Here is a 22,074-nt window from a genome sequence, read left to right as displayed (position 1 = left end):
AAGAATAAATAATAAAAAAATAAGATGGCGCCAAGATTTTATCCTGGCGCCATTTTTGCTTACATGTGGTTAATTAAAGCATCGCCAAATTGAGAACAGCTTAATAAAGTAGCGCCTGTCATTAAACGTTCAAAATCGTAGGTTACCGTTTTAGCACGAATGGTTTTGCTCATGGCGTTGATGATTAAATCAGCGGCTTCAAACCAACCTAAATGACGCAACATCATTTCCGCCGATAATATTAATGAACCGGGGTTCACTTTATTTTGGCCGGCATATTTTGGAGCCGTACCATGAGTCGCTTCGAATACGGCTACGCCATCGCCAATATTGGCACCTGGGGCTATGCCAATTCCACCCACTTGAGCGGCCAATGCATCGGATAAATAATCGCCGTTTAAATTTAAGGTGGCGACGACGCTATAATCTTCTGGGCGTAAGAGAATTTGTTGTAAAAAGGCATCAGCAATGGCATCTTTGATGACAATAGTTTTGCCCGTTTTAGGGTTTTTAAGGTGTTGCCAGGGTCCGCCATCTAATAAGGTTGCGCCAAATTCTTGCTGCGCTAATTCATAACCCCATTCTTTGAAAGCGCCTTCGGTAAATTTCATGATGTTACCTTTATGAACCAAGGTGACACTCGGGCGATCGTTATCGATGGCATATTGAATGGCTGCGCGAATTAAACGCTGACTGCCCTGTTTAGACACGGGTTTAATACCGATACCACAATTCTCCGTGAAACGAATTTTTTTTACTTTCATGTCATTTTGTAAAAATTGAATGAGTTGATTGGCTTGTGGAGTGCCCGCTTGCCATTCGATACCCGCGTAAATATCTTCGGAATTTTCACGAAAAATTACCATGTCGGTTTTTTCTGGTTCTTTCACGGGGCTTGGTGTGCCATCAAAATAACGCACGGGACGCAAGCAAACATATAAATCTAATTCTTGACGAATAGCCACATTGAGCGACCGAATTCCGCCACCTACGGGTGTGGTTAACGGGCCTTTAATCGCAACCGCAAATTCACGAATGGCTTCTAGACTTTCTTGCGGTAACCATTCATTTTCACCATAGACTTGCGTGGATTTTTCGCCCGCATAAATTTCCATCCACGCAATCGCGCGTTTACCGTGATAGGCTTTTTCAATGGCAGCATTGACTACTTTCAACATCACTGGTGTGATATCAACGCCTGTGCCATCGCCTTCAATGTAAGGAATAATAGGATGATTAGGAACATTCAAAGAATTATCCGCATTGACGGTAATTTTTTCGCCTGTGGCAGGCACCTTGATTTTTTGATAGCCCATGCTTTTCTCCAGATAGTAACAGTTAAGAATACCCGCCATAGCGGAAGTGATAAAATTGGCGCTAAGCATATCATCTTTAAGTGTTGTGATAAATGAGAAATTTGACGATCCTTCTGTTATACTTTTGCGATTAAAAATACCTAGACTATTTTCATTAAAATGAATCAAAATAATTTACCTAAAACAATTATCGGACTTTCAGGTGGTGTCGATTCAGCGGTGAGCGCTTACCTACTCAAAGCACAAGGTTATCCAGTAGAAGCGGTCTTTATGCGCAATTGGCAAGAGGACGATGAACATTGCCCAGCCACTCAAGATTTAAACGATGCGCGTGCGGTGTGCGCGCGCTTAGATATTCCACTGCATACGGTAAGTTTTGCTCGTGAATATTGGGATAAGGTATTTTCGTATTTTTTAGATGAATACCAAGCCGGGCGCACCCCCAATCCCGATATTTTATGTAATCAAGAAATTAAATTTCGTGCATTTTTGGAATATGCGCTGAATGAATTACAGGCTGAAAAAATAGCCACCGGTCATTATGCCAGTAATCAATGGCTAAATAACGAATGGCATTTACAACAAGCCTCAGATTTAAATAAAGATCAAACGTATTTTTTGTATACCTTGCAACAACAGCAATTACAATACAGTTTATTTCCACTGGCAAATATGAAAAAACCTGAAGTTCGGCAACTCGCACAACAGCTTAATTTAGCGAATTTTGCTAAAAAAGACAGTACTGGAATTTGTTTTATTGGCGAACGCAAATTTAAAGATTTTCTACAACAATATTTGCTCGCACAACCGGGAAACATTCGTGATGATGCTGGAAATATTATAGGAATGCATCAAGGATTAATGTTTTATACTATAGGTCAGCGTCAAGGATTACATATTGGTGGACGTAAACATGCTTCAGAAGAGCCGTGGTATGTGCTAGAAAAAAATATTTCAACTAATGAATTAATCGTTGGACAGGGTCACCATCATCCCGCGCTATTCCATACGCGATTAATTGCCAAACAATTGTGTTGGGTGTCGCCCTCGCCACCGCCTGCGAATTATTCATGCCAAGCAAAAATTCGCTATCGTCAAGAGCATCAAGATTGTATCATTCAATCGATTGATCCTCTGAAAATCGCCGTGCAATTTACTCAGCCTCAACGTGCCATCACCACCGGCCAATCGATTGTTTTTTATCAAGGCAATGAGTGTTTAGGGGGTGGTATTATTTGTGATAAATTATCGTAAGGAGTTACCGTTGAATCAAGCATTTGTCGATAAAACATTAAGCTTAGCCGGTGTTGCGCAAGCGGTTGCTCTAATTAATAATTTAGCACACACTGGCCAGTGTGCCACGCTCGCCTTTGAAACGTGTATCGATTCGCTGTTTAAAATCGACACGCCCAATGTGCCCGCCGTATTTGGTACCAGTAAAAATTTACAGTTAGGCTTAACTACTTTACAAAAAATTTTACAAGAAAGCGATGAATCGGCGTTAATTCACACGCGTCGCTATTTTATTGCCCTCTTACATTTAGAACGTTCACTGATGAAAAATTCAGAAATCCAAAAAAAACTACGTCAAGGTATTAACCTCGCGCAACACAAACGCGATTATTTTTCACCTTATCATGAAAATGTTATTTTTTCGCTGGCGGATTTATATAAAGAAACCATTGGCCAATTAAATTTAAAAATTCACATTATTGGCAAAGCCGACTATTTGCACGTGCGCGAAATTGCCGATAAATGTCGCGCGTTACTCTTAGCCGGCATTCGTGCCGCCGTACTCTGGCATCAAACCGGCGGAAGTCGTTTAAAATTAATTTTCACCCGCCAAAAATACATTGAGTGTTGCAAGGAGTTATTAAAACAGTAGTAGTCTGGAGCGGAGCCGTAGCCTGGAACGAAGCGCAGCGGAGATCCAGGATTAAACTTTAAAACTTAACAGTTCTTGAATTTAAATTTTAAAATTTAATTGTTTTGGGATCGGGGTTTTGAATTATTATGGTTCCTGGATCTCCGCTTCGCTTCGTTCCAGGCTACGGCTCAGTTCCAGGCTACGGCTCAGTTCCAGGCTACACAATACGCAATTTTCGTTTATAATCCACCGCTATTTTAGCTGACAAAAAGAAATCATCCGCTTAATCATCGAATGTTTGCTACGCTAAATTGTTTTTTTAACTTTACACCATTGGAGAACTATCATGTTAAATTTTCTATTAAAAACCACGGGCTTAATGGTCGTATTACCGAGTCTTGCCTTGGCAACGGGTAAATTTCAAGAAAATGCCCAAGTCAGCGTATGGAATCTTAGTAAAAATAATATTACCCTACTCTGCAACGCCACCCCAGGGACAACACTTAATCGTTCGCTGTTACCCATAAAAAAAGACGAAATGCCGTCATTGGAATTAAACTTTAATCACTACGGCAAGTTAATGCAATGCACGGCGAATATGTTGAATTCACCGACGTTCACTTATTCAGTCGATAAAAATTTGCAGGAACATGTGACGATTACGGCGGGTGAAAAATATACGTTCATCTATCAGCCTGACTATCAAGGTGCATTGCTTTTTCAGGCGATTAATCCTTAGTTGGCAATATTGGTGTGACGAGCCTGTAGCTAGTCTTCAGGCTCGTGTGCAATGAAGCATTTTGTAATTATGGAATAGTATAAAATTAAAGAAGCTTAACCATTATAGTGTATTAAAAAACTCATTAAAAAAGTTAATCATCCATTGTTTAAAGATTATGAAGTAAATAAGCTATTAATTTCTAGGACTACCCGGCCTATGTGCATTAGCTTCTGGATTATTATCCACGTTTGAATTTGCATGTTTACTATCAGCCTCATTTGCATTTCCATTACCTGGATTACTAGCAGCAGGATTAGAGGCTTCATCGTTATTAGGTGGATTATGAGTCTGTTCGAGAACATCGACGCGTTCTCTATGCTCCTTCCTTTTCTTTTGATCACCCAAATTTGCTAAATAATCTATTGTTTCTAAATCTACTTCCGTTGTGGTATCTTTCCAGGCTTTTTTAACGGCTTCAGAGAAGTTTAATTCGTTATCCACCCACCCTTTTTTGACTCTTTTAGCAAAATCCCATACAGCAGGAAGTGTGCCCAGTGTGCCAATTTCTGCTAAAAATTGACCGGCGAGAAATGCACCTCGTTGGTCGCTTTCTGCTAATCGACGCACTAAACCAGAAAATAAATGTTTAAAAAATTGTTTTGCAGCAATGAGCATGTCCACACGGTGAATGGTATCAATTTTATCTTTTTCATCAGCTTGTTTGGCTTTTGGCTGAGAAGCTTGTTTCGCTTCTTGAATGTTGGGTTTTGGTTGAAACCCTCCTTTATGATCTTCACGTTGACGTTCAACATCCAAATCTTCTTTCACATTATTTTGACGCTGAACGTCCGCATTCAAAGCTTCTTTCAAATTATTTTGACGTTGAGCTTCAGCATCTGGATCTGGGTGACCATGCATAATTCATTACCTCAATAGAAACTATAAAATTTTGAATTGAATATTATCCTAAGTATACTCAAAATCCAGTAAGATTTCATCAAAAATATGCACTATTTTAACTACCCCCATTCATGAATAACTCTTGAGGTTTTTACCCGCTGAAGAGCGCCTCGAGCGCGCAATTAATCGACCTCTTCTATTAAGTCAATGATAAATCAACCAGAATTATTAACTACTACCATTTTTTAATGAAATTACATAGTAGCATCCTCAAGATACTGCTATAGAACTTACGGAAAACTTCGACTTTTGCCAGCACTATTCGTTGCAAACCTCGCTGCGCTGCTCATTTACTCGCATGTAAATGCAGCTAGCCGTTGCGGTTTGCGCCTCGATTGCGGACAAAATTCTCGTTTTTCGTAAGCCCTGTGCTATCATCCCAGTTTTTGCTGGGGCACTCTCAAGATGACCAACACTCCACAGCGTCCTTTTTTGAAATGGGCTGGAGCAAAAACCAAAGTCGTCAATCGCATCAAGGCACGTTTGCCGCAAGGTAACTGTTTGCTGGAGCCATTTGTGGGTTCGGGGGCTTTATTTTTAAATACTGAGTATGAGTATTACCGTTTAAACGATATCAATCAGGATTTAATTAATTTATATAAAATTATTCAACAGCAAGGCCAAGCATTTATCGATCACGCTGCGCAGTATTTTCATCCCCAATATAATCAAAGCCAAGCATACTATGATTTGCGTGAACGCTTTAATCATTCCAGCGATTTAATTGAACGCGCGGCTTTATTTATTTATTTTAATCGTCACGGTTACAATGGTTTATGTCGTTTTAGTCAGAGCGGAAAATTTAATGTGCCGTTTGGACGTTATCAAGCGCCAGGTTTTCCCCGCAAGTATTTACTGCGCTTTTTAGCCAAAAGCAAATACGCGGAATTTTATTGTGAAGATTTTGAGATATTCATGCAACGGGCAAAACCGCGAGAAATCATTTATTGCGATCCACCCTATGTCCCCTTATCAAAAACCGCTTTTTTTAAACAATACAGCACGCTCGGGTTTACCGAAGACGATCAACGTCGCTTAGCTCAACTCGCGCAAAACTTAAGAAAAAAAAATATTACCGTTTTAATTTCCAATCACGACACCCCTTTCACCCGTGAAATTTATGCCAACGCCCGCATTGAATCGTTTAACGTCCAACGCTTAATCAGTTGCAAAGGCGAAAAACGCCTCCCCGTCACCGAATTATTAGCCGAGTTTTAAGCTAAAACCTGAGTGTAGCTTGGAACGGAGCATGTAGCCTGGAACGGAGCGCAGCCGTAGCCTGGAACGAAGCGTAGCGAAGATCCAGGATCAGATTTTTTTTAATGTTCCGATCCTGGATCTCCGCTGCGCTTCGTTCCAGGCTACGGCTGCGCTTCGTTCCAGGCTACGGTTGCGCTCCGTTCCAGGTTACAATCAGGCTTTATAATTATGCTGCATCATTAAAAGGATGGATTTGCTTAGTAATGGTTTTGCCGATAAGCGTTCGAGCGATTTGTAAATCGTAATGTGCTTGTAAATTGATCCAAAATTCGGCTGACATATTAAAAAAACGTCCTAATCTTAATGCAGTATCAGGAGTAATATTACGTTCACCTTTAACTAATTTACTGACACGCGTTTGTGGAATAGCAAGCTCTTTTGCTAAACGGTATTGGCTAATTGCCAAAGGTTGCAAAAACTCTTCAAGTAATATTTCACCAGGATGAGTAGGTGATAGTTTTTTTTTCATGCCAGTACACTCCTAATGATAATCAACAATTTCAACTTTTCTCCACAAATCCATAAAATCGTTGACGGGCATGGCTTGCAATTGTTGGGGATTTTCGCACGCAGTTAAAATAGCTTGCGCACGTTCCGCTGAAAATTGCGTGGCTAAATTTCGTTTGAATTTTTCAATTAATACGGGAATACCCTCTTCACGACGACGGCGATGGCCAATGGGATAATCAATCGTCACTGCTTCTGTTTGACTGCCGTCTTTAAAAATAATTTGGATACGATTACCAATCGCGCGTTTTTCAGGATTTAAATAATCCTCGGAAAATTGTTGATCTTCGTTAACAATCATTTTTTCGCGTAAGCTGTCAATTCTCGGATCCTGAGCAATAGTATCTTCGTAATGATCGGCGGTTAAATTTCCAAATAATAAACCAATTGCCGTCATGTATTGAATGCAATGATCGCGATCGGCGGGATTATGCAAGGGACCGGTTTTACTAATGATACGCACCGCCGATTCTTGAGTATCAATGAGAATTTTTTCAATTTCTTCTAAACGATGTTTCACTTGAGAATGCAATTTCACCGCACATTCTACGGCGGTTTGCGCATGAAATTCAGCAGGAAACGAAATTTTGAATAAGACATTTTCCATGACATAACTATTAAGTTCGCGCTCTAAGGTGATGGGCTGACCTTTGAATAAAACATCCTGAAAGCCCCATTTCGCCGCACTTAACACGCTGGGATAACCCATTTCACCCGTTAGGCTTAATAGCGCCAAACGCACACCACGACTGGTGGCATCGCCCGCAGCCCATGATTTACGCGATCCCGTATTGGGTGCATGGCGATAGGTTCGTAAACTTTGACCATCGACAAACGCTTGCGAAAGCGCGTTTAAGGTAATTTCTCGGCTGGCACCCAGCATCTTAGCGCAAACTGCCGTCGTCGCAATTTTCACCAAAGCGACGTGATCTAAACCGACACGATTTAAACTATTGGTTAATGCCAACACACCTTGGATTTCGTGCGCTTTGATCATAAGGGTTAACACATCTTTCATGGTTAAGTGTCGACGCCCTGTGCGAGTTAAATAGTCGCTTAACGCTAAAATGCCACCTAAATTATCGGAAGGATGGCCCCACTCCGCCGCCAGCCAAGTATCGTTAAAATCGAGCCAGCGGATCATAGCGCCAATATTAAACGCCGCCTGCACGGGATCAAGAGTATAGTCCGTTCCTGGCACAGGCACGCCGTTTTTCACTGTGATTTCAGGAACAAGTGGGCCGAGTAATTTAGTACACGCCGGATAGTTCAGTGCTAACATGCCACAACCAAGCGTATCCATTAAGCAATAACGCGCGGTTTCATAGGCGAGATCGCTAGTGATTTCTTGGGTTAAGACGTAATCTGCAAGGGTTTGCAGGATAGGATCGAAGTCGGATTTTTGGTTGTGATCGGCGGTGGTCATGTATACTTTCCTTCAAGAGTTGAAAATTAAAGATGAGAAATTAACCAATTTAGCTTAAGGAATCAAGGAGGATTGTGTTTATTTTTAGTTAAGTCTAAATTAGATTGCAACGCCCATCATGTAATAAGCCTAATTCTGTTTTTATTGTACGCTATTCTAGTTAGTTAAGAGGGGCAAAAACTTACAACTGTGAGCAAAATAAAAACAGTGATTTTCTAACAATTTGAAATTACAATATTTCTCAGTTTTTCGTAAGAATATCAGTTTAATTTTATGAATTTATTTATTAAAATTTTTGATATGATATAAATATATTATTTATAATTTTCTATTATTTAGAATTAATTTCTTTTATAATCTTTATTAATAATATCAAAGAGCAACATCATGTTTTCGAATACTGATATCACGCAATTAACTGGATATCATTTTGTCATTGCGGTTTGCATAAAGCATTTGAGAGAAAACGCGATTGGATCATTATTAAGTGATCTTTCAAAAACGCAACTTCTCTTAACTTGTTTGGCTGATGAATTTTTGGAAACATGGAAAACTTTTCTTAAGCAAACCAGAATACTTGGAAAAAAGGACTATGTTTTTAAATTATGCGAAACCATTCATCCCTTTTTTCAATTAGCTGGAATTCACTTTTACAATCAAGGCATTATCGCAAGAAAAACTCAGAAAAAAAAGGATAATGAAATAAAACCCTCTAAAGCAGAAAGAGAGAACCTAGCAATCTCCGCTTCTTTTGGCTGTTTTCAGGCCTTTAAACGCTTAGCAAAATATTACGCGATAGATATTCAAAATAATCGCGACGACATAGATGCAATTTTAATAAATTTTGATACCCTTGCAGTAATAAATAATCAAGTGCATTCTACACCTGCGCTATTGATTTCTGCGCAATTCTATTGGATAGTTGCCAGTAATTATAGTAAGAATAATCAAGCTGAACTAGCAAAACAATATTATTTAATAGCTTTAAAAAACTTACTCTTGGCTAAGCATTATGATAGTGACTGTAGCATTCAAAAGGAAAATGCTTATTTTGGAGAAACTGAAATAAGTAAAGCTTTTATTAGCCAAGATGCAACGTTATTACCTTTATCTTTTTCAAGTTGGGAAAGCGCATTAAAGCAATTCATGGAATATGTAAGCTTAGCAGAAATAGAACGTAAGGTTTTAGAGTCAAACTTATTCCATGCTTCTTCAAATAGCAACACCTCTATTACACTCCCTCAAAAAACATGCTCGCTTAAGTAATAATTTACGAACTAGCTACTTTTTTACTAAACGCGCAAGAAGAATATTGCTGGCTTAATTGCTGACTCAGATTAACTTCGGGACTAGGTGGTTCTATTTCTTCATCTTCCTCTTCCTCTGAAATACTATGTTCATTAATCCTTTTTAACTGAGATTCATCAGCATGTTTACTTTTTAATTCACTTTGATTTTTCGCGGCTAAGAGTGTTTGAAGAGATTTGTTAATATCATGATCCAGATGTCCGTGGATTGAACTAATTTGATGTTCACAAAAATATTCATAACATGATAAAACTAACTTATACATATTTGTGCTAACTTGTAATTTATTGACCAAAATATCTTTTGTAATAGCTCTAAGAAAAAATACAATTAACTCAGGTTTTGCCTTTAAATAAGTATCTAACCAATTGTCTTCAGCTAAAAGTTCATGATTAGCAATTTCTTCTATTTCAGCATGAGATAATAGAAAATTAAAAATACTTGGTAAAACTTTATCAAGATTTCCATCATTTTCATCTGCTGAAGCAAAACCTAAGACTCTTAGTATGAATTTCGATAGGGGATTGACACTTTTAAGCACTATGTTTCCAGTCGGTTGATTCAGCCAACTTAAGAGATGCTGTCTCAACTGCGAACTCTGAGAAACCTTTTGATACAAAAGTTTACTACTAGTAAATATTTCATCTGTAACAATATTAGGTTCGTGAATATGAACAAAAAGATAGTCTATGAAGCGTTTACAATCTTCATCTATGTTGACTACTTGTTTTTGAAGAGTGGTTTCTAAACTTGCAATTGTCACACACTGATAGTTATCTCCACGAATTTTTTCTGATTGGGAGTCCACATCAATTGTAAAGAGCGTGATAAGCTTATCAAGCACCAGCGCATCACCTCCGACAACCAGAGTAAATGAAGCGGCGGAAATTGTTGCAAGAGCACCAACTGTGCCTAAATGAGTGGTTAAATAAGCGAGATAAGGTATTACCCCCACTCCTAAAGTAAAATAACCTATTAATGCAACTGAGACAGCAATTCCAACTCCAAGAAGGATAGATCGCCAATGTTTGGCAGCAAAGTTTTTTAATTTTTGCCACCAAGATATCTTTGGCCGTTCGAATTGAAATGAGTTATTTAAAGTTCTGGGAACTCTTGCTGAGATATCTATACACGGCCGAATTTGTGTAATATGTTTTAATTCATTCGCTATTTCTTTTTGCATTTGTTCTAGCATCTCTGTTCCGATTTGCTCTCTTATATCAAAAAAGAAACGAGGTTCATTACAATTGTTTAATAATACTTGAATACAGCTTAGTTTTTTTAATCTTTGGTCATCGGTCCAAGTTAAATAATAATTTGCATATTCCAATAACGCTTTATCTAATTGCTCTATGACAGGCAATATTCTTCCTTGGCTTTGATAATTCACAAACCATTGTTGATAAAAGTTGAAGTTAAGATATGAATAATGAAATAGTACATTTTTCTTAATTCGCTCATTATCTGAATTAAATTTTTTAAGATAATGAAAAAGAAAGTTATTTCTTTGTTCTTCTGTTAAGTTACGATCATTTAGACACTTAAGATAAATAATATTTCTTTGTTCATCGGTTAAGCTATTATCGTGACTTAAAGCTGTTAATAAGTTTATATAATCAGTTTCATCGCCAGATTCTAACGAAAGCAGATACATTTCGCGAGGATATTTTTCATATAATGATATCAATAAGCGCGCATAATTTTTGTACTGTTCTAATTCATCCAGACTCATGGAGTGTGTTTCGGCATACGAATTAATTTTCTTTTGGAAATATTCTAAGACTTTGAGAGTTATTTTATTCTCTACATTATTAGCAAAATTTCTTTCATAAAGCACAAGGAGAAAAGCATAATATAATTTTTTTTCTTCTGGCGTCCAGGAAAAACTAGTTAAGTTATAATATTTATATATATCTTTAAAACGATTGCGAGGCGCATCCACTCCATGACAATTTATCATATAAAAATTATTTACGGGCCTGGAGATTTCTTGAAATGAATCAGCAATGGCCACTAGCTGTAAGAGGGCAAGACGTTCTGCAGCATCTAAGTTTTTAAATTCATAGTAAGTAAACCTATTTCTTTCTAAATCCCACTGATAAGATTCATCAATTTTGTTTTGCATTTCTGCATAATCAGAATTCACTACTTGCGGAAGTGTTTTTTGTCCTTTAAATAAGGATTGACCAGATAGCTTGCCATAAATAATATGCTTATTATCAGGAGAGGATAAAGAGTTTTCAAGAATTGGGATTTCTAACTCTGCATTGTTTTTAGTGCCGTATTCTATATCATCACGAAGCAATGGGTTTAAAATATTGAAAAAACCAGGATTCATCGGGATGAATGGAAAGGTAATCTGATGTATATTTTGTGGAAATTTAGGATCAGACATCATGGTTTTTGACTCTAAAAATAAAATTCAAATTACAAAATTATTTCGTAACTTAAAAATTCACTTACTTTAATTTTTTCATTATAACACTTTTACACTGGGAATACATGCAACTCATGCCTTTAGGGGGTGTGATTGGTCAATTAAATTACATATTTGCATAGTCAACTATAACTTACCCTTCAATATGACAGTTGGGAACTAATTAATACCAAACAAAACGCGATGCGCTCATCACCCACCAAATCGCCTCACCACATAGTCTTTCACAATCTCTTCAAATTCTTCGGCAATCGATTCCCCGCGCAAAGTGAGTGCTTTGGCTCCATCGATAAACACCGGAGCAACTGGGCTTTCGCCAGTACCCGGTAAACTAATGCCAATATCCGCATGTTTACTTTCGCCAGGGCCATTCACCACACAGCCCATCACAGCAACATTGAGTGTTTCTACCCCTGGATACTGCTCTTTCCACACTGGCATTTGGGTATTGAGAAAATGTTGAATTTTAGCGGCTAATTCTTGATAGACGGTGCTGGTGGTACGTCCACAACCTGGGCAGGCGGAAACTTGCGGATTAAATGAGCGCAGTCCTAATGCTTGGAGAATTTCTTGGCACACCCTCACCTCTTGCGTGCGATCGCCGCCAGGTTCGGGAGTGAGTGAGGCGCGAATGGTATCGCCAATGCCACGCTGGAGTAAAATCGCGAGAGCGCTGGTGGTGGCGACAATCCCTTTCGATCCCATGCCTGCTTCGGTTAAACCAACGTGCAAGGCATAATCGCAACGCTTGCCCAGTTCCGTATAAATCGCCACTAAATCTTGCACGCGCGAAACTTTGCACGCCAGAATAATTTTATTGCGGGCAAGCCCTAATTCTTCCGCGGCTTTCGCGCTGGTTAACGCCGAGGTGATCATGGCTTCTCGCATGATCTCATCCGCGGTGAATGGCTCTTTGCGTTCTGCATTTTCATTCATGAGATGCGTTAATAAATCGTTATCTAAACTGCCCCAATTTACACCAATGCGCACAGGTTTTTGATAGTAGATGGCCGCCTCAATCATCATCGCAAATTGCGCATCGCGTTTTTTGCCAAATCCCACGTTACCCGGATTAATCCGATATTTATCGAGTGTTTTAGCGCAGTCGGGAAATTCAGTTAATAAACGATGACCGTTATAATGAAAATCGCCCACTAATGGCACATCACAATTCATGCGTAATAATAATTCTTTGATGTAGGGTACTTGGCGGGCGGCTTCTTCGGTGTTAACAGTAATGCGTACGATTTCTGAACCGGCATCGGCTAGCACTTTCACTTGGTGAGCAGTGGCGTTGGCATTTTCGGTATCGGTATTCGTCATCGATTGCACCACAATTGGCGCGCTACCACCCACGGTCACATTACCAATTTTTACCGCCACACTGTTACGACGAATAATATTTGCAGAAAATTCACTCATACCACCTTCCTTCCTATTTTTTTACCCGCCAGCGAATTTATTTTCTTAGCGTTTATCAATGCTCACAAACGATAAGGGTTCTGGTCCGATATACGTTGCAGAAGGTCTGATTAAACGATTATTGGCACGCTGTTCCACAATATGCGCCGCCCAACCCGTCACGCGCGACATCACAAAAATCGGTGTAAAAAAAGGTGTTGGAATACCACACAAATGATAAGCCGAAGCGCTATAAAAATCGGCATTGGGAAATAATTTTTTTTCATCCCACATGATTTTTTCGATGGCTTCAGAGATTGCAAATAACATGGGATTATTTTCTTGTTGCGATAATGCTCGCGAATAATCTTTGATGATATCCGAGCGTGGATCACTGATTTTATACACGCGATGACCAAATCCCATGATTAAGGCTTTATTGGCGAGCATGGTTTTTAAGCTCACCTGCGCATCTTCCACCGAATCGAATTTTTCAATTAATTCCATCGCCGCTTCATTGGCACCACCATGCAAGGGACCGCGTAAGGTGCCGATGGCAGAAGTGATTGCGGCATAAAAATCAGCAAGCGTTGCGGCGGTGACGCGTGCGGCAAAGGTTGAAGCATTAAATTCATGTTCAGCGTATAAAATTAACGACACATCCACCGTGCGACGCGCTAATTCGTTGGGTTTTTTACCGTGCAATAACTGCAAAAAGTAACCTGCAAGCGATTCTTCAGAACTTTCTAAAGAAATTTTTTTACCGTGATGAGAATAATGATACCAGTACAATAACATTGACGGAAAAATTCCAATTAAACGATCGGCAATATCTAACTGTTGTCCTTTGGGATTATGTTCTGGTTCTAAGGTGCCTAACATCGAACAACCCGTGCGCAATACATCCATAGGATGAGCGTTTTTAGGAATATTTTCTAAAACAATTTTTAACGCAGCAGGCAATCCCCGATGTTGGATTAATTTGGTTTTATAGGCAGCCAGTTGCTGGGCATTCGGTAATTTGTCATGAACCAGTAAATAAGCCACTTCCTCAAAGCAGGCGTGCTTGGCTAAATCTTCAATATTGTAGCCACGGTAGGTTAAACCTACCCCTTCCTTACCGACTGTGCAAATAGCCGTTTCACCGGCATTCACTCCCGCTAAACCGCCTGGTTTTTTATCTGACATGACGCATCCCCTTGGATTAATCGAATTAGGAATGGATTGTACCGAAAATATCATGGAAATGGGAAAAAATTTTTAATTGCTAAACGTTGCAATAAATTATTCGCATTTAGAAATCAATCTGGTATACAGTAGCAGTTTGTTTAAGGGAGAAAATCTATGTCAAACACACGCATTGAAACCGATTCTATGGGTACCATTGAAGTTGCTGATGATCATTATTGGGGTGCGCAAACTGAGCGCTCTTTGCATCATTTTGCCATTGGTCATGATGTGATGCCTAAAGCGTTAATTAAAGCTTTTGCGATATTAAAAAAATCTGCAGCACTAGCCAATCAAGAATTAAATCGTTTACCCAGTGAAAAAGCAAAACTCATTATTCAAGCCGCAGAAGAAATTATTGCCGATAAACTAACGAATGAATTTCCGTTACGCATTTGGCAAACCGGCAGCGGCACGCAAACCAATATGAATGTTAATGAAGTGATTTCCAATCGGGCGATTGAATTAGCCGGCGGAAAAAAAGGCAGTAAAGATCCTATTCATCCAAATGATCACGTTAACATGTCGCAATCATCCAACGATACCTTTCCCACGGCCATGTATATCGCCGCCGCGTGTGAGTTGCATGAAACCTTAATCCCTGCCGTGAAAAAATTACGCGATGTGATATTTCAAAAACAACAAAAATTTAATGATATTGTAAAAATCGGTCGCACGCATTTACAAGATGCGGTACCCCTCACCTTAGGCCAAGAATTTTCAGGCTATGTCGCACAACTCGATCAAGCACTCGAACACATCAAGCATAGTTTAACTGGGTTGTATCAATTGGCAATCGGTGGTACTGCCGTGGGAACGGGATTAAATGCACCCGCAGGTTTTGCCGATTTAGCCGCAAAGCACATTGCGAAATTAACAGGCTTGCCTTTTCAATCGGCAGAAAATAAATTTTCAGCCTTAGCAGCGCACGATGCCTTAGTCTTTGCTAGTGGCGGATTAAAAACACTTGCCTGTGCTTTAATGAAAATTGCTAACGATATTCGCTGGCTGGCATCAGGTCCTCGTTGTGGTTTAGGTGAATTAATTTTACCCGAAAATGAACCAGGCTCCTCGATTATGCCCGGTAAAGTGAATCCCACGCAAAGCGAAGCCATGACCATGGTGTGTGTGCAAGTGATGGGTAATGATGCGGCGATTAGTTTTGCCGGTAGCCAAGGTAATTTTGAATTAAATGTGTTTAAACCGGTGATGATCCATAATTTTATTCATTCCGTGACGTTAATCAGCGATGCCTGCAATTGCTTTCGCCAATTTGCCATGGAAGGTTTAGAAGTTAATTTAGATCGCTTGCATCATTATGTTGAAAACTCATTAATGTTAGTGACTGCGTTAAACACGCATATTGGCTACGATAAAGCCGCCGCGATTGCTAAAAAGGCTTATAAAGAAAATACCAGTTTAAAAGCGGCGTGTTTAGCCTTAGGTTATTTAACCAGTGAGCAATTCGATGATTATGTGCAAGCTCGTAACATGACGAATGCTAAATAATGACAGCAACACTGTTAACGCCGAGATTAATTGCGGGTTATCAAAAATTTCGCGAAAAATATGTGGCGCAAGATCAGCAGTTATTAAAACAGCTCGCCAAAATGGGGCAACATCCTTCGGTATTAGTGTTGGCGTGTTCCGATTCGCGCGTTGATCCGGCCATTCTTTTGCAATGCGATCCCGGTGAAATTTTTGTGATCCGCAATGTTGCCAATATCGTTCCACCGTATGAGCGCGATAGCGCTCATCATGGAACCAGTGCGGCGTTAGAATTTGGCATTTGTTATTTAAATATTAAACATTTAATGATTTTAGGTCACAGTCAATGTGGTGGCATTGAGGCACTCACGCAAAAAAATTCCGCTCAACAAAATGATTTTATCAATAATTGGGTGAATTTAATTAATTTAGGTCACCATCATTCTGACGATAGTGATGAATGCGCGCAATTATCGCTATTACAATCCTATCAACACTGCTTAACCTTCCCTTGGATTAAAGAACGTTTAGATAATAACACGTTAACGATTGATTTATGTTTTTTTGCCATTGATCAAGGGTTATTGAGTGTATTTGATAAAAGTACTCAGAGATTTGTAGCGTTAGCGTGAATCCTTAGAGATTATTTGCCAATAAAATAGAGTTGACCTTTCGTGGGGAGGAAATAACCGTTGATGACGGATTCATCTGAATATGTCCTTGAAAAAATTTTATTAGAACGTCGTTGGAATGAATTGATGCAATACATGATGAGTCGCATCACCGACTGAATAGGGTTTTACCATAAAATCTTTCGGAAATTCTAAAAAAATTAATGCATTTTTATTATTAATTAATTTTCGCGATTGATAAACCACGTGATTACTGCCGACCGCAAAGATATAACCTTGGTTAACGCATAATCGATTATTTGAAAATTTACGCTGTATAATTTTGGGGCTATAGGTGCCAATTAAATATTTCACATCCAATTGTCCGGCATAAAAACTCACGCCAAAATTACTCTCGACCCAAATTTGCGTTTCGCATATAGCAAAAACGGGAGAAGTGGTGAATATCAATAAAATTGCGAAGAAATAGGATTTATAGAATGTCATGATATTATCCTTGGTGTAGCCTGGATTGAAGCGCAGCGTGTAGCCTGGAACGGAGCGCAGCCTGTAGCCTGGAACGGAGCGCAGCGGAGATCCAGGATCGGTGAATTTTTAAAACTTCGATCCTGGATCTCCGCTGTGCTCCGTTCCAGGCTACAGGCTACGCTCCGTTCCAGGCTACAGGCTGCGCTCCGTTCCAGCTACATTATATTTCAGTAGTTTTTGGGCTTTCACCAATTTTTGCAGAAGGAGTTTCGGGTTTTTCTTGTTTGGGTTTTTTATTGTCGTCGATTTTGGTTTCTGGTTGAGTGGGTTTTTGCAATTTATTTTTATTATCAACCACAGATTGTTCGTTACTTGAAACATGAAATGCATCTAATTGCTTAATATTTTTTTTCTTACGGGATAATACGTTTTGTTCAAAAGAACTCACATCATTCGGATTATTGTCATATGAACCAAACGAAGAAGGAGGTGGATTGTGTAATCGTTGTTGACGTAATTTTTCCATTTGCTGTTGTTCATTCACACTCACACTGTGCGTGGGATAAGAAGATTCTGAAGCCGGTGCCTGACCGGTATAAGGTTTTTGGTTTTGCGGTAAGACGAGGTGATCATGTGCTGAACTGCTGGGAGCTTGAGTTTGGTTTGGCGGAGAAACTTGTGTGGCTTGCGATTCGGCGGGTACGGCATAAGCTGGAACCACATCCGCAGGACTGCCGCGAGTTCCCCATAAATCTTGTAAGGAACTGCATCCCGCTAATCCTAAGCTCATCCCTAAACTCACGCAAAGTATTGTCCGTTTCATTCACATTCTCCTGAATTAACTTTCAAGCATTGTATAATGTGTTACTAAAAAAATCAAAATCATAAAATTTTTTTGATGCTGTCTTGCGTGACGTTTGGAAACTCTCTACACTGATGAAGTGCTTATGCAAGCCACATAGGATATTTGCCGTGTTCGAACTGAATCGTATCGCCTTCGTGATTAAACCCACAGAATTAATGTATGAGTGGATCCAAACCTTACCGCAAGACAATAGCGAGATCACCTTAGAAGATATTCGCGAAGATGGCACGGTTTTATTATTGCCCGATTATGAATACGATGAGGTGTGGGATTATTTTGAAAGCATGGCCATCACTATATTTGAAAATGAACTTGCCTCTTGGACACCCAATGAAGATTTGTGGCCAAGCGATCGCAGCCTTGAAATGTTTCGAGAATGGTTTGAGCTTGAGCAACATAGCTTAGTTATCGATCTGGCAAAATAATTCAACGCTCCTCTCGACTTCAAGTGAGAGCTTGAAGTCGCCGATAATTTTTGAAGAGGCTGTTACGCCGCATCCTCATCCCGCAATTCCCGTCTTAAAATTTTACCCACATTTGATTTAGGCAAATCATCGCGAAATTCAATGACCTTAGGAACTTTGTAGGCGGTTAAGCGTTCACGACAAAATTTAATTAAGGCTGCTTCATCGAGACTGGGATCTTTACGCACCACAAAGGCTTTCACTTGCTCTCCAGTTGAAGGACAAGGCGCACCCACGACGGCCACCTCCAATACTTGTTCATGACTAGCAATGACTTCTTCCACTTCGTTAGGATATACGTTAAATCCTGAGACTAAAATCATATCTTTTTTACGATCGACAATATAAATAAAGCCTTTTTCATCCATCGTCGCGATATCACCGGTTAACAACCAACCGTCTTCGGTAAAAATTTTATGCGTTTCAGCGGGCATATTCCAATAACCTTGGGTGACTTGTGGCCCTTTGACACATAATTCCCCCGGTTTATTCAGTGACGCACTTTCACCCGTACGTGAACGGATCATGACCTCAGTTGAGGGCACCGGCAAACCCACGCTGCCATTATAAGACGCTAGATTGAGCGGATTAATACACACCGCAGGTGAGGTTTCGGTTAACCCATACGCTTCTAATAAAGGTTTTCCGGTAATGGTTTGCCAACGATTGGCCACCACTTCTTGCACTGCCATCCCGCCGCCTAAGGTTAAATGCAAATGACTAAAATCTAAATGACAAAATTCCGTATTGTTGAGCAAGGCATTAAATAAGGTATTTACGCCCGTGATCGCGGTAAATTTTAACTTGCTAAGTTGCTTCACAAAACCTGGAATATCGCGAGGATTGGTGATTAACACATTCATTGCGCCTAAATTCATAAAGGTTAAGCAATTGGCGAGTAGCGAAAAAATATGATACAGCGGTAAAGCCGTGATAATAATTTCTTTGCCTTCATGAGCAATCGGTTTAATCCAAGCCGTGGCTTGCAACATGTTTGACACCATATTGCGGTGAGTTAAAATAGCGCCTTTGGCAACGCCTGTTGTACCACCGGTATATTGTAAAAAAGCAATATCGGTATTGTGAATATTTACTTTATCAAACTGCAATGATTTTCCTTGTGTCATGGCTTGACGAAAAGGAATGGCTTCTGGTAAATGATAATGGGGTACCATTTTTTTAATGGCGCGGACGACAAAGTTGATCACGTGACGTTTTAGCCGAGGAAATAGATCGCCCATGCTGGTAATAATCACATGTTCAACCTCGGTATCCGGTAATGCTATTTGCAATTCTTTGGCAAAATTTTCTAGTACGATAATCGCTTTCGCACCCGAGTCGCTTAGTTGGTATTTTAATTCGCGCGCAGTATACAACGGATTGATATTGACGACGATTAAACCGCAACGCAAGGCCGCAAACATTGCAATGGGATATTGCAAAATATTCGGCATCATGATGGCAATCCGATCACCTTTTTCTAGATTTAATTTTTTTTGCAAAAAAGCCGCAAATTGCGTTGTTAGCTCATTTAATTCTTGGTATGAAATAGCATGACCCAAATTATAAAAAGCCGCTGCATTTTTAAATTTTTTACAACTCTGTTGGACAATATCATCGATATTATTATATGCATCAGGATCAATTTCTGCTGGAACACCTGGCGGATAGTGTTCTAACCACGGTTTTTTCACGTAAGCCCCCTTCTTAACCTAAAAACAGAAAATAACTATTGGGCAAGTTTATGGTACTTGCTAGAATATATCCACTTTTTTAAGAGGTTGGGAATTATTATGAACGATACGGCCGTCATCACACAGATTGAAGCACTGCAATTAAAGGGCAGTTTATTTACCTTAACGGTGTTACAACTCATTCACAAAGATCAAAATGCTGTTTTGCAACAGTTGGATCACCTAATTGAAAAAACGCCGAAGTTTTTCTACCGTATGCCCGTCGTGATTGACGTACAAAAAATTAATCGCTTTCCTGACGCGATCAATTTTACTTGGCTTAAACAAGTATTATTGGAACGTAATATCTTTCCGATTGGTGTCCGTGGCGGTACCACTGAAATTAATGAAGAAGCGATTCGCGCTCATTTAGCCGTGATGCCATCGTCTAAAAATGATATCTCACTCACCACCGACACAGCAAAATCTGAAACAGCATCTGTTAATTCTTATCAAGAGACACTCATTGTCACCAAACCGGTGCGTTCTGGCCAACAAATTTATGCTAAAAATAGTGATTTAATTGTGATCGCTCCCGTCAGTCATGGTGCTGAACTCATTGCCGCAGGCAATATTCATGTGTATGGTGCTTTACGCGGACGCGCCGTTGCGGGTGTTCACGGTAATACACAGGCTCATATATTTTGCCAAATGCTCGATGCTGAACTTATTGCGATTGCTGGTACGTATTTAATAAAAGAAAATATGCCAATCATTACCGAGGGACAGTATAAATGCATCGATATTTCATTGGTGAATGAGCATTTACACGTAAACCGAATAGAATAAACCAGTTTATCTTGTGTAGCCTCTTTTGTTAAATCACAAAATGGTGTAGAGTTATTTTTTTTGGAGATGGAAGGGATATACCTTGGCTAAAATAATTGTAGTAACTTCAGGTAAAGGAGGCGTTGGCAAAACCACAAGCAGCGCTGCATTTGCAACCGGACTGGCTTTACGCGGTTTTAAAACCGTCGTCATCGATTTCGATGTGGGCTTGCGTAACCTCGATTTAATCATGGGTTGTGAACGCCGCGTAGTTTACGACTTAATCAATGTCATCAATGGCGATGCGAATATCAAGCAAGCGCTCATCAAAGATAAACGCGTCGAGAATCTTTATATTCTCCCCGCATCGCAAACTCGCGATAAAGACTCCCTCACTCAAGAAGGCGTTGAACGCGTGCTAAACGAATTAAATGATTTTGATTATATTCTCTGTGACTCACCAGCGGGAATTGAAAAAGGCGCATTAATGGCCTTGTATTTTGCTGATAGCGCAATTGTAGTCACTAATCCTGAGGTATCGTCTGTGCGCGATTCCGATCGAATTTTAGGTATTCTCAGTTCAAAATCACGTCGTGCGGAATTAAACCAAGATCCGATCACGGAACATTTATTAATCACTCGCTATTCACTCGAGCGCGTCGAGCGTGGCGAAATGCTCAGCATCAAAGATGTGCAAGACATTCTAGCCATTCCCTTACTCGGCGTCATTCCAGAATCACCCGCCGTATTAAAAGCATCTAATGCGGGCATTCCTGTGATTCTTGATCAAGATAGCGATGCTGCAAATGCCTATAGCGATGCCGTGTCACGCTTTTTAGGTGAAACCGTTCCTCATCGTTTGCATGGCAAACGTAAAAAGGGATTGATTGGTCGCATCTTTGGCGGCTCAAAGGAGGAAACAATCGCATGAGTTGGTTACAATACATTCGTCGTCGCAAAACGTCAGCGTCCGTGGCTAAAGAACGTTTGCAAATTATTATTTCCCACGAGCGCGGAAATCGCTCGGCAAACGCTTCGCCAGATTACTTACCAATGTTACAGCAAGATTTAATTCAAGTGATCAGCAAATACGTTAACATCGATCCTGAAGCGGTAAAAATTTCACTCGATAAAAGTGGCGATTTTTCCGTGCTGGAATTAAATGTGGCATTACCCGAAAAAAAACCTGAGATTCTTGAAGAAGAATCCATGGTTAATTAGCGGCC

The 22,074-nt window shown here is 39.8% G+C and carries 21 protein-coding genes; 11 read left to right on the top strand and 10 right to left on the bottom strand.

Translation table 11 applies throughout. The annotated features are described in order from the left end of the window. Positions 1–59: 59 nt before the first annotated feature. Positions 60–1,316 (bottom strand): NADP-dependent isocitrate dehydrogenase, encoded by a 1,257-nt coding sequence (icd, locus tag KIT27_00195; protein ID MCW5588059.1) that lies wholly within the window; start codon positions 1,314–1,316, stop codon positions 60–62. A 159-nt stretch (positions 1,317–1,475) separates the two neighbouring features. Between icd and mnmA the strand changes: the two genes are divergently transcribed. The 3 genes from mnmA to KIT27_00180 all read left to right on the top strand — a co-directional run bounded on the left by mnmA (position 1,476) and on the right by KIT27_00180 (position 3,922). Further along, a complete protein-coding gene (gene mnmA / locus KIT27_00190) occupies positions 1,476–2,570 on the top strand; it encodes a tRNA 2-thiouridine(34) synthase MnmA (GenBank protein ID MCW5588058.1) in 1,095 nt (364 codons plus the stop codon). A gap of 10 nt (positions 2,571–2,580) precedes the next feature. Continuing rightward, positions 2,581–3,201, top strand: a complete 621-nt coding sequence (gene hflD / locus KIT27_00185) for a high frequency lysogenization protein HflD (GenBank protein ID MCW5588057.1) — start codon at positions 2,581–2,583, stop codon at positions 3,199–3,201. Between the two features lie 328 nt (positions 3,202–3,529). After that, positions 3,530–3,922, top strand: coding sequence for a hypothetical protein (locus tag KIT27_00180; GenBank protein MCW5588056.1), 393 nt, complete (start codon positions 3,530–3,532; stop codon positions 3,920–3,922). Positions 3,923–4,096: 174 nt separating this feature from the next. Here the strand turns inward: KIT27_00180 and KIT27_00175 are convergent, their stop codons facing one another. After that, a complete protein-coding gene (locus KIT27_00175; GenBank protein ID MCW5588055.1) occupies positions 4,097–4,822 on the bottom strand; it encodes a hypothetical protein in 726 nt (241 codons plus the stop codon). Positions 4,823–5,269: 447 nt separating this feature from the next. On the opposite strand from KIT27_00175, the gene KIT27_00170 reads away from it, so the two are divergent. Then, positions 5,270–6,082 (top strand): Dam family site-specific DNA-(adenine-N6)-methyltransferase, encoded by an 813-nt coding sequence (locus KIT27_00170; GenBank protein MCW5588054.1) that lies wholly within the window; start codon positions 5,270–5,272, stop codon positions 6,080–6,082. A 208-nt stretch (positions 6,083–6,290) separates the two neighbouring features. Here the strand turns inward: KIT27_00170 and KIT27_00165 are convergent, their stop codons facing one another. Together KIT27_00165 and KIT27_00160 are read right to left on the bottom strand one after the other, a co-directional pair. Continuing rightward, the gene (locus KIT27_00165) at positions 6,291–6,593 is read right to left on the bottom strand and encodes a HigA family addiction module antidote protein (GenBank protein MCW5588053.1); all 303 of its coding nucleotides are present in this window, start codon (positions 6,591–6,593) and stop codon (positions 6,291–6,293) included. A gap of 12 nt (positions 6,594–6,605) precedes the next feature. Continuing rightward, the gene (locus tag KIT27_00160; protein ID MCW5588052.1) at positions 6,606–8,057 is read right to left on the bottom strand and encodes a bifunctional 2-methylcitrate dehydratase/aconitate hydratase; all 1,452 of its coding nucleotides are present in this window, start codon (positions 8,055–8,057) and stop codon (positions 6,606–6,608) included. Between the two features lie 387 nt (positions 8,058–8,444). On the opposite strand from KIT27_00160, the gene KIT27_00155 reads away from it, so the two are divergent. Beyond that, the gene (locus tag KIT27_00155; GenBank protein MCW5588051.1) at positions 8,445–9,323 is read left to right on the top strand and encodes a DUF5630 domain-containing protein; all 879 of its coding nucleotides are present in this window, start codon (positions 8,445–8,447) and stop codon (positions 9,321–9,323) included. Between the two features lie 4 nt (positions 9,324–9,327). Here KIT27_00155 and KIT27_00150 read toward each other — a convergent pair whose 3' ends face one another. From KIT27_00150 to prpC, 3 genes are all read right to left on the bottom strand, one after another. Beyond that, the gene (locus KIT27_00150) at positions 9,328–11,763 is read right to left on the bottom strand and encodes a hypothetical protein (GenBank protein ID MCW5588050.1); all 2,436 of its coding nucleotides are present in this window, start codon (positions 11,761–11,763) and stop codon (positions 9,328–9,330) included. A gap of 231 nt (positions 11,764–11,994) precedes the next feature. Continuing rightward, entirely contained in the window at positions 11,995–13,224 is a 1,230-nt protein-coding gene (ispG, locus tag KIT27_00145) for a flavodoxin-dependent (E)-4-hydroxy-3-methylbut-2-enyl-diphosphate synthase (protein ID MCW5588049.1), read from the bottom strand. A gap of 45 nt (positions 13,225–13,269) precedes the next feature. Beyond that, the gene (gene prpC / locus KIT27_00140; GenBank protein ID MCW5588048.1) at positions 13,270–14,391 is read right to left on the bottom strand and encodes a 2-methylcitrate synthase; all 1,122 of its coding nucleotides are present in this window, start codon (positions 14,389–14,391) and stop codon (positions 13,270–13,272) included. A 156-nt stretch (positions 14,392–14,547) separates the two neighbouring features. Between prpC and fumC the strand changes: the two genes are divergently transcribed. Further along, entirely contained in the window at positions 14,548–15,939 is a 1,392-nt protein-coding gene (gene fumC, locus KIT27_00135) for a class II fumarate hydratase (protein ID MCW5588047.1), read from the top strand. Next, a complete protein-coding gene (locus KIT27_00130) occupies positions 15,939–16,550 on the top strand; it encodes a carbonic anhydrase (protein MCW5588046.1) in 612 nt (203 codons plus the stop codon). The genes fumC and KIT27_00130 overlap by 1 nt, the downstream gene beginning before the upstream one ends. Before the next feature lie 102 nt (positions 16,551–16,652). On the opposite strand, the gene KIT27_00125 is transcribed toward KIT27_00130, so the two are convergent. Next, positions 16,653–17,036 carry a hypothetical protein gene (locus KIT27_00125; protein MCW5588045.1) on the bottom strand — a complete coding sequence of 128 codons (384 nt, stop codon included), beginning with the start codon at positions 17,034–17,036 and terminating at the stop codon, positions 16,653–16,655. A 202-nt stretch (positions 17,037–17,238) separates the two neighbouring features. After that, positions 17,239–17,841, bottom strand: coding sequence for a hypothetical protein (locus tag KIT27_00120; protein MCW5588044.1), 603 nt, complete (start codon positions 17,839–17,841; stop codon positions 17,239–17,241). A 149-nt stretch (positions 17,842–17,990) separates the two neighbouring features. Between KIT27_00120 and KIT27_00115 the strand changes: the two genes are divergently transcribed. Further along, positions 17,991–18,308 carry a hypothetical protein gene (locus tag KIT27_00115; GenBank protein ID MCW5588043.1) on the top strand — a complete coding sequence of 106 codons (318 nt, stop codon included), beginning with the start codon at positions 17,991–17,993 and terminating at the stop codon, positions 18,306–18,308. 62 nt (positions 18,309–18,370) lie between these two features. Here KIT27_00115 and KIT27_00110 read toward each other — a convergent pair whose 3' ends face one another. After that, positions 18,371–20,041: an AMP-binding protein gene (locus KIT27_00110; GenBank protein ID MCW5588042.1), complete on the bottom strand. Its 1,671-nt coding sequence runs from the start codon at positions 20,039–20,041 to the stop codon at positions 18,371–18,373. 99 nt (positions 20,042–20,140) lie between these two features. On the opposite strand from KIT27_00110, the gene minC reads away from it, so the two are divergent. From minC to minE, 3 genes are all read left to right on the top strand, one after another. After that, on the top strand, positions 20,141–20,869 hold the full coding sequence (gene minC / locus KIT27_00105; protein MCW5588041.1) for a septum site-determining protein MinC: 729 nt from the start codon (positions 20,141–20,143) through the stop codon (positions 20,867–20,869). 82 nt (positions 20,870–20,951) lie between these two features. Continuing rightward, the gene (gene minD, locus KIT27_00100; protein ID MCW5588040.1) at positions 20,952–21,779 is read left to right on the top strand and encodes a septum site-determining protein MinD; all 828 of its coding nucleotides are present in this window, start codon (positions 20,952–20,954) and stop codon (positions 21,777–21,779) included. After that, a complete protein-coding gene (gene minE / locus KIT27_00095; protein MCW5588039.1) occupies positions 21,776–22,069 on the top strand; it encodes a cell division topological specificity factor MinE in 294 nt (97 codons plus the stop codon). Before minD ends, minE begins: the two co-directional genes overlap by 4 nt. The last annotated feature ends 5 nt before the right edge of the window (positions 22,070–22,074 follow it).

The sequence above is a fragment of the Legionellales bacterium genome (genome assembly GCA_026125385.1).
GTDB lineage: Bacteria > Pseudomonadota > Gammaproteobacteria > JAHCLG01 > JAHCLG01 > JAHCLG01.
This window is presented reverse-complemented; position numbering and strand designations above follow the sequence as displayed.